Here is a 12,141-nt window from a genome sequence, read left to right as displayed (position 1 = left end):
CGCGGGCTGAGGTTCACCCCGTGGCGTTGATAAGCGTGCTTCTTGATGTGGAGCGCCTTGTTGTACGCGAAACGGACCGCACCGAACTAAGCATTGAGATAATCAGCCTGTTCGGGTGTCGGGTAAATGCGGACTTTGGTGGCTCTTAACATCATCAGCTCTCATCGGGATAGTTTATGTATTTTAACCACTTTTTTTGGCCGTGTCCCCCCCGGGCTGCCAGTGAACGTGATGGTTAATAACCTGAAAGCCCTGCGGGCTTTTCGCCTTATATCACCGCCCGCATTGGGCGAGGGTTTACGGCGGATTTTGCTAATAACCTTAAATGCTTATTAAGTACTTCATTAAGATTATCCTCTAAAGGGAGGCCCAGTTCATCATATTCAGGGTGAATAAAAATCTCATTTTCCTTCGGCTCACTCATCATTTACTCCTCATCTTTTATTTTCAATTGACTGATTTCCACCCCAACCTGCTTTTACAAGGGGGTTTTTCCATTCTGTATGGTTGATAATGCCTGTACGCCGCCATCTTCGGCATGGAACTGCATATTCTGACGGTCTAACGGAGAAACCTTATAAGCCCGTACAGCCTTCGGCGTTACAGCATAATTCGCGGTTTGCCATTGCTGTACTGTCTGACTAACACTCTGCCCGCCAAACTTCTGCCACGCTGTCGCCCGTTGGATGATGTGATTGGGCGCTCCACTCTCCACCTGACCATTCCCTATTCGGATATAACCACCGCCACTGACCAACAAAATCTCTTGTTTGGCACTGATGATCACTTTCCCTTCATGGCTATTCACCGTGATATCTTTCAGTGCCGCCAGCCCCATTGCATCACCCTGCGCCTCAATCTCTACCCGGCCTTTGCTGGCAAACAGTTTGATGCCCAGTTTTTGGGCAAACAGGCTGATCCTTTCACCCGCCGCTACCAAAGTTAAACGACACTCGATATAAGCCGTCTTTGTCGATATCGCCGTAGATATCATTCACTTTCGTGCTGCTCACCCGCGCGGGTATCGTGCCCGCCATCACCGGTTTCGGCACCCGCTCCGGGCGAAAGCAGACGGTTTCAGAATAAGGAATGGCGGTAAACGCCATTTCAAAACTACTGTCCCGGCACCAGCGTGGCGGAGGTGGTCATTCCCCGCAGGCGAATGCGTTGATGTAGCTGTACGCCAGACTGAACAGGAAGTCATGCCCACGAAATCCATGCCGCTCCCGCAGGATTTTCTCCACAATCTCCGGCACCGACAGTTTTTGGTAGATGGCGTATTGATGGCTTCTCGCCAGCAATGCCAACCGTGGCTCTAGCGTCACTTCATAGCGGCTTTCATCCGGCGAGGTGGAAAGCAGTTTAAAACCGCTGATCACCCCGTAAACCGAGCGCAACGGTGCCGGCGGCTCGATCGGCCAGCCCCGTATCCCCGGATTGATCTCAGGCGAAGTCAGGGTGAATGCCGCCTGCCGCATCAGCATCTGTGCCGGTTCAATCCCTTTCTCCACACTGGTGAATTCAATGGCATAGTGAAACGGCTGGCTTAGGGCTTCCTGCCCGGTAAAGGCCAGCACATCCAGCGGAACTTTATTGCCTCATACTTTTAGTCTGTAGCGGCTGTGATCAAAGATAATCACCGGTGTTGAATACGTCATATTTTCTCCTAAATCTTCTGCGGTCATGAGTAAACAATAAGAACTCAATATAGGGCCATGTCATTATGGTTATATCGGGAAATAACCCACGCCGGTATTTCCCGATCGCAGTTAACTGAGCCGTAAATATTTACACGGGCCATGCATGTTTTCGTAATACATCAATACATGAACAGGATGAACGATTTCTGAATTTCCCTATCTTCTTGGCGGGTGCTTATAAAGATCAACTCTTTTTTTCAAAAAAATACGATTCTTAATGTACCCCCTTATCTCTGCCGAGATAACAGCATGCCGGGATAAATATTTAAACTCCATAAACAGTAACATGACATTTATTGACAAAAATAAGCTTGCATTGATTGCCATAAAATGAGACGGACTTGAATATTCTGTTATAATCAGATAACTCCCCACTAGAGAAATATCCTATTTTCATTCCTATTCAATATGTTACATAGATTTCAATTTTATTATTCCTTTTTAAATATCAGACATCAACTCACTGTAAAAAAGAATAATTCTCATTCATGCCATACGAATAACAAGATATCCAGTGATGCAGGACAAAAAAACAGACCAACCCTTATTGCCACCGGGCAAGTGCAAAGGCACTACCACGAATACAATCCGATGGATTAATCAGAATATTGTTAATGATACTCTCTCAGGATGTCTATCCTTTTACTGCTCTAAGAGTTAGCAACTCGATTAACCTATTCAAACAACGTATTATCAGAATGAGTGTGAATTATATTTTACGCTGATATGCCCACCATTTATTCCTTATCTTCTACAGCAAGATAAATTATTTATAGAAAGAATAATTTTCTTAATTAACCGATAAAAAAGTCAAGACTTTTTTATGATAAAATGCCATTCGTTTAATTTCCATTGAAATTAAAAAAATAAATCACTAAATATCTTTAAAAAAAGCCGTCAACAATCCCAATAAATATCATATTCATTGATAAGATGCTCATTTGTTTTTTATCAGGATTTATTTACAAAGTTAGAGATAAATGAGTACAAAAATGCGGAAGATAATTACCAATTGATCAATAAAGTAACTTTGTGATGTTAAATAAATTCATAAAGTAACGGAACTATCTATCCTGTTAAGCTGTCATAAACTGATGAGATTCATTCCCCTATAATTAAGGATAGAAACTATAATGCTAAAACAACTTATCTCAGCTACTCTGATTTTTAGTTTACTGTCAACTACTGCACTCGCAGGAAAATCACAAAACTATCTCTACACTTCATCCGATGAGCTCGATCAATTATATCCTTTGCTAAAACGTCAAGACATTGACGGTGTACAAGTTGTTTATAACTGGAAACAATTGGAGAGTGAACCAGGGAAATATGATTTTTCCACCATCGAAAAAGATCTGTCGTTGCTTAATAGAATAAAAAAGAAGCTGTTTATTCAGATCCAAGATCGCTTTTTTGATAAAAATGCCCGCTACATTCCATTTTATCTCCAACAAGACACAAAATATCAAGGCGGTTTAGTTGCTCAAGTTGATAATCCCGGTGAAGGCAAAGTACAAAGTTATGGTTGGGTTGCTATTCAGTGGAATATAGCGTTGCGCAAAAGCTATCAGAATCTGCTTTCCGAACTGGCAAAAGAATTTGATGGCCGTATTGCCGGGATTAATCTACCAGAAACCGCTGTTGATATTGACATGAAACAGGATAAGACCGGTTTTAGCTGTGACCGCTATTTTGCCGCCGAACTTGATAATATCAAATTTGCCCGCCAGGTATTTAAAAAATCCTACGTGGTGCAATACGTTAATTTCTGGCCGTGTGAATGGGATAATGACCATCAGTATATGTCTCGCTTTTTTCATTTTGCGTCGAAAAATAAGATCGGTCTCGGCGGCCCCGATATCATACCGTATCAATCTGCTCAGATGAAAAACGCTTATCCCTTTTTCAACCGCTACAAGGGCAAACTGGATTTGGTGGCAATGGCAGTCCAGGAACCCACGCTAACCTATACCAACCCAAAAACTCAAAAACCCTTCACTCAGCAGGAGTTTACCGATTTTGCCGAAAGTTACTTAGGGGCTAACATCATTTTCTGGAGCGCCACAACACCGTGGCTAAAGCAGTAAAACAAAGGCCATGCAGAATGGTGCATGCACAAATGGGTTGTCCTGACACCAGACGAGAATGAATAAGCATGTCAGGATTGTAGTATACGTTGCCCAAAAGGCGAGGAACGATCCATTTTTCCTCACCATTACCAGATATTCACGAGGAATATTCAAATAAGAATTATAAATATAAGTTTATCATTTAGGTACAGTGAAAAGTCTTTATAATTATCTCCATATAACAACAACGCGGAGCTTACAATAATCCTCTCCGCGTAGGTGAATTTTAACTCATGTCATTGACTGAATCGATAAAACGATTAAGTACACTTGAGTGCGATTTAGATTTATAAATATAACATTGATTTGCTGCACCAGGTTTCGCAATAGGAACAAAACTCAAAGCATCTCCTCCTTCCAATTCGTCAGGATGAGAATCGGTAATAAATATATAATCTCTGGAATAAATGAAATTCATGCAGCATCCCATATTATCCATCTGACGCATATTTACTTTTCCACCACTTTGAATAACTTCTTCTTCCAGGTTTTTAATGAAACTACTTTTATAAAGTACAGGATCGCATAGCCAAGTATTACTCTTGAGCAATTGCATCACATCGCCACCAGCAATATCCAATAATTCTTTCCGGCAGCAAATTCCCAATTCAGGCCCTTTTATTTTACGAATGAGACTAAAACGGTCACTTAGTATCTTTTCTGAGCTCAGAATGAGCGTGTTGCCGTCGTAATCCACTATTTCTTCAATGTTATCATAACTAAACCGGAATATATTTACCTGGGAGCTATTTCTGTCAGCTGCTTTATATAAATAAATAAGATGTTTGTTTTTCCCCCAATCGTAATAAATATTAACTATGTTACATATACTACCACTGATATGTTTTTTAGTTATTTCTTTTTCTTGTAAATAAAGATCTTTAAGATCATTATATAATTCTAAACCATCTTTAGTCAGACTCATCCCAAATTTCTCCCTTTTGAAAAGGCGCTTCCCTAATGTTGCCTCGAAGTCTTTGATTGATTTAGCTACTGGAGGAGTTGTACGGTTCATCACTCTTGCCGCTTTACTTAAAGAACCATTTTCCACCACTGCCATGAATGCTTCTAATTTACGAGAAAAAAACATAATTCACCGTTCCTATATAACTTGTGGCTAAAATAATTTCTTTGAAATAGCCTTCACCAAATGACAGCTAAATCAAGTTTGATACTGTGAAGGCATAAATTTTGTACAAAAAAACAAATACTTCTCAAACATATACCACATAAAAAAAGCGTATGTTCAATACATAGGTGGCTCAATAAACTCTATTATTCATGTTTATCATGGTTCAAAAATTAATCTCAACCAATCAACCATTAGAAAATATAAACATTACTAACGAGCTCAATTTTCTATCAAAGATTAGGATAGGGTTCTACATTTTTCAGTAATCAATTTTTGTAACACTTGAGATAAAAACGGTCTAACAGAGGCTGTTTCTCACTACAAATTATTATATTTTCCACAACAAATTATAATATTAGGGGGACCGTTACTATTTCGTACTGACCATTGTCAATAGTTACTTTTTAAGATCCATCTGTTATTATTGTTCCTGTGTCTTTTTACTGGATGGCTGTAAAAGATGAAATTTATCTCTTTTAATATTAATGGATTACGTGCCCGCCCCCATCAGTTAGCTGCGATCGTCGAGCAACATCAACCCGATGTTATCGGCTTACAGGAAACAAAAGTTCATGATGAAGCGTTCCCTTTAGAAGAGGTGAGAGAACTTGGCTATCATGTATTTTATCACGGCCAGAAAGCCCATTACGGCGTCGCACTGTTAACGCGCCAGGCGCCTCTTGCCGTACATCGTGGTTTTCCAGGGGATGATGAAGATGCTCAACGCCGTGTTATCATGGCAGAAATGGAGACCCCACACGGGCCATTGACCGTGATTAATGGCTATTTTCCACAGGGAGAAAGCCGTGAACATCCAATGAAATTTCCAGCAAAAGAGAAATTTTATCAGGATCTGCAAAACTATCTGGAGCAAAACTTAACCCCTCAATCACAAGTGATTATCATGGGCGATATGAATATCAGCCCGACAGATCTGGATATCGGAATTGGTGAGAACAACCAAAAGCGCTGGTTAAAAACAGGTAAATGTTCTTTCCTGCCAGAAGAGAGAGATTGGATGGATCGCCTGAAAAACTGGGGCCTGGTTGATACATTCCGCCATCTCAATCCTGAATGTAACGACCAATTTTCCTGGTTTGATTATCGCTCCAAAGGGTTTGATGATAATCGCGGGCTACGTATTGATTTACTGCTTGCAACTAAACCCTTGGTGGAGCGCTGTATCGCAACAGGTATTGACTATAAAATCCGTGAGATGGAAAAACCTTCGGACCATGCCCCTGTTTGGGCAGAATTTAAAATCTGATATTCTGTTAACAAAAAATATCAATCGTTTATTTTAAAATAACGTTAATTAATAATTGCTGCGCCCTATGGCGCAGCTGTTTTACTATTTTTTGTCGCTTTCGTTTTTTTCCCTCTTTTATCTTTAACCGGTAGTGGTGGTAAATCACGAAAAGCTGTTAAATTACGGTTCTGTTTAGCCTGCCAAATTAATTGCTGCAATGTCTCCTCAAGCGGCCCCATGAAATCTTGATAGCGGAACTGTTTTTCGCTGATTTGTGTTAACCGGGATTCCCAATGGGCGGTCATATCCGGTAAAGCAGCCATATCAGGCAATACATGAATCAACGCCCTACCCGCAGGCGTAGCATGAATATGGCGCCCTTGCTTATAAAGAAACTCCCGTTTAAACAGCAGTTCGATAATGCCAGCCCGGGTTGCTTCCGTCCCCAATCCATCTGTTGCACGAAGAACTTTTTTCAGCTCCTTATCCTGTACAAAACGGGCAATTCCCGTCATAGCAGAAAGGATAGTCGCATCAGTAAATGGTTTCGGAGGTTGAGTTTGGCGCTCTACCACCTCTCCTCTTTCACACAATAATTCATCACCTTTAGCAACAACGGGTAATGGCGTTCCGTCATTCTCTTCATCACGCTCTTTATTACCAAGCAATGTTCTCCAACCAGCCTCAGCAAGAAAACGGGCTTTAGCAATAAATTTTCCACCGGCAATTTCTAATTCAATAACACATTTACGAAATATGGCATCCGGGAAAAATTGCATCAAATATTGTCTGGCAATCAAACCATAAACATTAGCCTCGTTATCCGTCAGATTTATATGACTACTTCGGGCTGTCGGGATAATTGCATGGTGAGCATCAACCTTTTTATCATCCCAACAACGATTCTTTCTATCTATTTCCAGTAATTCTTGTGGCAACAGATTTGTTGCATGAATAGATATCGCATTAAGCACCGCATGACGACCGGCAAAGTGTTCATCAGGCAAATAACGGCAATCAGAACGGGGATAAGTAATTAGCTTATGTGTTTCATACAATCGCTGACAAATATCCAACACTTGCTGCGCATTTAGGCCAAAACGTTTAGCGGCTTCAATCTGCAAAGAAGATAATGAAAACGGTAAAGGAGCGACTTCAGATTCCCGTTTATCCTGATAAGAGGTCACATAAGCTGGTTGACCGGTTATTCTGGCAACCACATGTTCAGCCAGAGGCCGGTGTATCAATCGTCCTTCTTCATCCAAAAAATCGATACAAGATTCACTTGGTTGCCAGATAGCGATAAAACGTTCATCTTTCGGCGTAACAATATGTGCTTTCACCTCAAAAAAATCTTTGGGTACGAAGTGCTCAATTTCTTCATCCCGGCGAACCACTAACCCTAAAACCGGAGTCTGAACCCGTCCGACAGATAATACCCCCTGATACCCCGCATTGCGGCCAAGTAAGGTATAAGCGCGGGTCATATTAATGCCATACAACCAATCCGCTCTGGCTCTGGCGAGAGCCGAAACACATAGCGGAATAAAATCCCGGTTATCCCTTAACCGCTCAACCGCTCTGGTCACCGCTTGTGGATTTAGATCACTAATCAAGCAACGACGAACGTTTTTTCGCCTCACATCATCCAGTTTCAAAAAATCCAAGACCTCATCCACCAACAGTTGCCCTTCCCGATCCGGGTCGCCGGCATGCACTATTTCATTGGCTTTTTCCAACAACGTCTGGATGATGTTGAGCTGTTTCTCAACAGAAGGTCGCGGTTTTAACTGCCATCTTTCGGGAATGATTGGAAGATCAACTAATGACCAACGGGCAAAACGACCGTCATAAGCGTCAGGTTCCGCCTGTTCCAGCAAGTGCCCGATACACCAGGTAACAAACTGGTTATCCCCACAAGCGATAAAGCCATCACCACGGCGATGCGGTTTGGGTAAAACATCGGCAATCGCCCTGGCCAGGCTAGGTTTTTCTGCAATAAAAAGCCGCATGGATATTATTCATCAACCTCAATGAGTACTCTGCCTGACTGCTGCTCAGACAATTCACCAATCGCGGTCAGTTCGATGCCATGACATCGTGCAATCGCTTTCACTTCGTCCATAGCTTCTGGTAGAACAGCCAACAGCAGGCCGCCGGATGTTTGTGGATCACATAACAGCTTGCGTTGAAGTTCTGTCATTTCACCAACAAGATGACCGTAACTATCAAAGTTACGCCCGGTTCCCCCCGGAACACAACCCTTTTCAATATAGGATTCCACTTCCGGCAGTTTAGGCACTTTTGCAAAATGGAGAGTGGCCTGAACCCCCGATCCTTCACAAATTTCACTCAAATGCCCTAACAGACCAAACCCGGTTACATCAGTCATTGCGGTAACACCCGCCACCTCGGCAAAATCCATCCCCAACTTATTTAAACGACACATGGTTTCGATCGCGACGCCCTGATGTTCAGGTAACAGCAAGCCTTTTTTCTCCGCCGTGGTCAATACACCGATGCCAAGCGGCTTGGTCAACAATAGTTGGCAACCCGCTTTCGCCGCGCTGTTCTGCTTCACTCGGTCAATATTAACGATACCGGTTACAGCCAGACCAAAAATAGGTTCAGGCGCATCAATAGAGTGCCCTCCCGCCAGTGCAATCCCGGCCCCTTTACACGCAGCCCGGGCACCTTCAATCACCTTACGGGCAATTTCCGGCGCCAATTTATCGATAGGCCATCCTAAAATAGCTATCGCCATGATGGGCTTACCGCCCATCGCATAAATATCACTGATAGCATTTGTGGCAGCAATGCGCCCAAAATCAAATGGATCATCTACAATCGGCATGAAGAAATCTGTCGTACTGACAATACCGGTCCCGTTGCCAATATCATAAACCGCAGCATCATCACGGGTTTCATTACCAACCAGTAAATGAGGGTCAAGAAATTTTTCCTGCTCACTATGTAGAATGGTTTCCAAAACTTTTGGTGAAATTTTACAACCGCATCCAGCACCGTGGCTATATTGAGTAAGGCGAACTTCTGTTGACATAACAGACCTCGGTTACAAATAGCTGACAAAATTAGTCATATCCGGCGGAGTAACCTTATTTGGCGCTTTTAGCACAGGCGTTCCAAGGTAGAGAAAACCCACTATTTTGTCATGTTCATCACAACCCAAACCGGCACGCACAGTCTTATCATCAATCCACGGACCCGTACGCCAGATACCACCAAACCCTTGAGCCACCGCCGCCATTTGCATCGCATGTACCGCACAACCCGCGGAAACCACCTGTTCCCATTCCGGTATTTTGGAATTCTCAGCCACTCTTGCAATAACAGCGATGATTAATGGCGCGCGATAAGGCGCGCTTTTCGCTTTTTCTTCCGCATCAGCGCCAAGCTGACTATCAATGGCTGCTTGATGGAGTAATCGACTGAACCGCTCAATACCTTCATCCTGCATGACAATAAAGCGCCACGGACGCAGTGCGCCATGATCAGGCGCTCTCATTCCCGCCGCCAGAATATGCTGTAACGCTTCATCTTGAGGCGCCGGGGTTGTTAAACGTGATACTGAACGTCTGTTCAACAAAAGTTCTAATGCATCCATCTTTTCTCTCCTAGATAATGTATTTTGTTATAAGCTAACATTTTCTGTTTATTTGTTAACAAATAAAAGTCCCAAAAGCTGCCTTTTCAGACAATATGCCACTATTTGAAGCTGACATTTACATGTCTGATCATTAGGATAGCTTCACTTGATCCTATTTTTGGAGATGATATGCGTATTTTATGGAAGTTGATCGCAAGATTATTTAAATGGAGTTGGCGACTATTAAATTTTATTCGGGAAGTCATTTCAAACCTGATTTTTATCACGCTGATTCTGATCGTCGTTGGCGGTGTTCTGATTTATCAACAGCCAAACAAAACGGCAGATAGTTATCGGGGGGCATTATACGTCAATCTCACCGGTGTTATTGTGGATCAAGTCTCCAACCGTACGCCATTGACTCAATTGAGCCGTGAACTGTTTGGCCCATCCAGCAATAAATTTCAGGAAAACTCCCTGTTTGATATTGTTGATAGCATTCGCCAGGCAAAAACCGATACCAAAATCACGGGCCTGGTGCTGAAACTTGATGATTTCATCAGCGCCGACCAGCCATCTATGCAGTACATCGGTAAGGCGATTAACGAGTTTAAAACTTCCGGTAAACCTGTTTACGCTATCAGCGATAGTTATAATCAGTCACAGTATTATCTGTCTACCTTTGCCGATAAAATCTATCTATCGCCACAAGGAACGGTTGGTCTTTATGGCTATTCAACCAATAACCTGTATTACAAATCCTTGCTGGACTCATTGAAAGTCACCGCGCATATTTTCCGCGTCGGCACGTATAAATCAGCCGTTGAACCGGTTATGCGTGATGATATGTCCCCCGATGCCCGCGAAGCTGATAGCCGTTGGGTCAACGGTCTATGGAACAACTACCTCAATACTGTCGCTACCAACCGCAAACTCACTGTTGATCAAGTATTCCCAGGCGCTGATGAGATGATTGCCAGCTTACGTGCTGTTGGCGGAGACAATGCGCAATATGCGCTGAAACACAAGCTGGTCGATTATGTCGCGCCACGCAATGTCATTGAAAGCGATATGACAAAAGCCTTTGGTTGGGATGAAAAAAACCGCCACTTCAATGCTATCAGCATTTACGATTATGCACCGCAATTGGTGGAAGGCAGATCATCATCTAAAGGCAATATCGCCGTTATTGTCGCACAAGGCGCAATCGTCGATGGGCAGCAGACGCCAGGTATGGTTGGCGGGGACACAACCGCCGCTCAGATTCGTCAAGCTCGTCTGGATGATAATATCAAAGCCGTTATTCTGCGAGTAAACAGCCCTGGAGGCAGTGTGAGCGCTTCTGATGTTATTCGCACTGAGCTGGCCGCGCTACGTGCAGCAAACAAACCTGTAGTGGTTTCTATGGGGGGAATGGCGGCATCCGGTGGTTACTGGATCTCTACTCCATCTAATTACATCATCGCAAACCAAAGTACGTTGACAGGCTCTATCGGTATCTTTGGCGTCATCACCACTTATGAAAACAGTCTGGAACATATTGGTATCCACACTGATGGCGTTTCCACGACGCCACTCGCGGGTATTTCTGTTACCAAAGGACTCAGCAAACAGTTCTCAGAACTGATGCAGCTTAATATTGAAAATGGCTATAACAACTTTATCGGCCTTGTTGCTAATTCACGCCATAAAACACGTGATGAAGTCGATAAAATTGCTCAGGGACATGTGTGGATTGGTCATGATGCTAAAACCAATGGATTGGTCGACCAATTAGGGGATTTCGACGATGCGGTCGCTAAAGCGGCTGAATTAGCAAAATTGGATAACCCAGAACTTGACTGGATGCAGCCTGAAATGTCATTCAGTGAGTTGCTGATGAGTCAGTTGACAACAACCGCGCAAGCTATCGTGCCGGAAGCGGTTCAAGCCTGGCTCCCAGCGCCATTGGTGCAGGTAGCTCAGGAAGTGAAACAACAAAGTGAGTTTTATCGCCATCTGAATGATCCGCAAAATCGTTATGCATTCTGTTTAAATTGCGGAGATATTCGGTGACTGCTCCCCGCCGTAAAAACGGCGAGGCTTCCCACTTCTCAGGCCGCCACCGTCTTTATGACGGATTTACGCTGGCCTCCGTGGGCAGAGACGACGAGTCCCGCCGCCTGTAATTCTGTTATGCCCTTGCGCTCGATGTTGAGCGCCGCATTGATATCGCGGTCATGTTCGACTCGACAGCAAGGGCATTGCCAAAGCCGCTTACGCAGCGGCATTTCCAGCATTTTGTGACCGCAGCAATGGCAGGTTTTCGAACTGGCGAACCACTG

At 43.5% G+C, this 12,141-nt stretch carries 10 protein-coding genes and 2 pseudogenes; 3 read left to right on the top strand and 9 right to left on the bottom strand.

Going from position 1 to position 12,141, the window contains the following annotated elements; all coding sequences use genetic code 11:
- The 4 genes and pseudogenes from Phpb_RS24185 to Phpb_RS27620 all read right to left on the bottom strand — a co-directional run.
- Positions 1–152: pseudogene (locus Phpb_RS24185) on the bottom strand (helix-turn-helix domain-containing protein); the annotation flags it as partial.
- 116 nt (positions 153–268) lie between these two features.
- Positions 269–424, bottom strand: coding sequence for a hypothetical protein (locus Phpb_RS26165; protein WP_165603327.1), 156 nt, complete (start codon positions 422–424; stop codon positions 269–271).
- A gap of 54 nt (positions 425–478) precedes the next feature.
- Complete coding sequence (locus Phpb_RS27090; protein WP_065392027.1) at positions 479–994, bottom strand: DUF2345 domain-containing protein; 516 nt, start codon at positions 992–994, stop codon at positions 479–481.
- Positions 939–1,658: pseudogene (locus Phpb_RS27620) on the bottom strand (contractile injection system protein, VgrG/Pvc8 family); the annotation flags it as partial. The pseudogene Phpb_RS27620 and the gene Phpb_RS27090, both read right to left, overlap by 56 nt.
- Before the next feature lie 1,175 nt (positions 1,659–2,833).
- On the opposite strand from Phpb_RS27620, the gene Phpb_RS20710 reads away from it, so the two are divergent.
- Positions 2,834–3,787, top strand: a complete 954-nt coding sequence (locus Phpb_RS20710; RefSeq protein WP_065392025.1) for a hypothetical protein — start codon at positions 2,834–2,836, stop codon at positions 3,785–3,787.
- 268 nt (positions 3,788–4,055) lie between these two features.
- On the opposite strand, the gene Phpb_RS20705 is transcribed toward Phpb_RS20710, so the two are convergent.
- The gene (locus tag Phpb_RS20705; RefSeq protein ID WP_036780805.1) at positions 4,056–4,919 is read right to left on the bottom strand and encodes a helix-turn-helix domain-containing protein; all 864 of its coding nucleotides are present in this window, start codon (positions 4,917–4,919) and stop codon (positions 4,056–4,058) included.
- A gap of 502 nt (positions 4,920–5,421) precedes the next feature.
- Here Phpb_RS20705 and xthA point away from each other — a divergent pair.
- Positions 5,422–6,228, top strand: a complete 807-nt coding sequence (xthA, locus tag Phpb_RS20700) for an exodeoxyribonuclease III (protein WP_065392024.1) — start codon at positions 5,422–5,424, stop codon at positions 6,226–6,228.
- Between the two features lie 65 nt (positions 6,229–6,293).
- On the opposite strand, the gene Phpb_RS20695 is transcribed toward xthA, so the two are convergent.
- The 3 genes from Phpb_RS20695 to Phpb_RS20685 are packed head-to-tail and all read right to left on the bottom strand — an operon-like array spanning position 6,294 to position 9,835.
- Positions 6,294–8,222 (bottom strand): DNA topoisomerase III, encoded by a 1,929-nt coding sequence (locus Phpb_RS20695; protein ID WP_065392023.1) that lies wholly within the window; start codon positions 8,220–8,222, stop codon positions 6,294–6,296.
- Positions 8,223–8,227: 5 nt separating this feature from the next.
- Positions 8,228–9,271, bottom strand: a complete 1,044-nt coding sequence (gene selD / locus Phpb_RS20690) for a selenide, water dikinase SelD (protein ID WP_065392022.1) — start codon at positions 9,269–9,271, stop codon at positions 8,228–8,230.
- 12 nt (positions 9,272–9,283) lie between these two features.
- Complete coding sequence (locus tag Phpb_RS20685; protein WP_065392021.1) at positions 9,284–9,835, bottom strand: NAD(P)H nitroreductase; 552 nt, start codon at positions 9,833–9,835, stop codon at positions 9,284–9,286.
- Between the two features lie 171 nt (positions 9,836–10,006).
- On the opposite strand from Phpb_RS20685, the gene sppA reads away from it, so the two are divergent.
- Positions 10,007–11,872: a signal peptide peptidase SppA gene (sppA, locus tag Phpb_RS20680; RefSeq protein ID WP_065392020.1), complete on the top strand. Its 1,866-nt coding sequence runs from the start codon at positions 10,007–10,009 to the stop codon at positions 11,870–11,872.
- A 38-nt stretch (positions 11,873–11,910) separates the two neighbouring features.
- Here the strand turns inward: sppA and Phpb_RS20675 are convergent.
- On the bottom strand, positions 11,911–12,141 hold a 231-nt coding region (locus tag Phpb_RS20675; RefSeq protein WP_075489575.1), incomplete at its 5' end, for a zinc ribbon domain-containing protein.

It is taken from the genome of Photorhabdus namnaonensis, from assembly GCF_001684335.1.
Classification (GTDB): Bacteria; Pseudomonadota; Gammaproteobacteria; order Enterobacterales; family Enterobacteriaceae; genus Photorhabdus; species Photorhabdus namnaonensis.
The sequence above is the reverse complement of the archived record's forward strand: the minus strand, read 5'-3'. Positions and strand labels throughout refer to the sequence as shown.

What these genes read in the sequence shown, in the direction of transcription:
- Phpb_RS26165 (WP_165603327.1), bottom strand. Translation starts at nt 424, where the DNA reads ATGAGTGAGCCGAAGGAAAATGAGATTTTTATTCACCCTGAATATGAT.
- Phpb_RS27090 (WP_065392027.1), bottom strand. Translation starts at nt 994, where the DNA reads ATGATATCTACGGCGATATCGACAAAGACGGCTTATATCGAGTGTCGT.
- Phpb_RS20710 (WP_065392025.1), top strand. Translation starts at nt 2,834, where the DNA reads ATGCTAAAACAACTTATCTCAGCTACTCTGATTTTTAGTTTACTGTCA.
- Phpb_RS20705 (WP_036780805.1), bottom strand. Translation starts at nt 4,919, where the DNA reads ATGTTTTTTTCTCGTAAATTAGAAGCATTCATGGCAGTGGTGGAAAAT.
- xthA (WP_065392024.1), top strand. Translation starts at nt 5,422, where the DNA reads ATGAAATTTATCTCTTTTAATATTAATGGATTACGTGCCCGCCCCCAT.
- Phpb_RS20695 (WP_065392023.1), bottom strand. Translation starts at nt 8,222, where the DNA reads ATGCGGCTTTTTATTGCAGAAAAACCTAGCCTGGCCAGGGCGATTGCC.
- selD (WP_065392022.1), bottom strand. Translation starts at nt 9,271, where the DNA reads ATGTCAACAGAAGTTCGCCTTACTCAATATAGCCACGGTGCTGGATGC.
- Phpb_RS20685 (WP_065392021.1), bottom strand. Translation starts at nt 9,835, where the DNA reads ATGGATGCATTAGAACTTTTGTTGAACAGACGTTCAGTATCACGTTTA.
- sppA (WP_065392020.1), top strand. Translation starts at nt 10,007, where the DNA reads ATGCGTATTTTATGGAAGTTGATCGCAAGATTATTTAAATGGAGTTGG.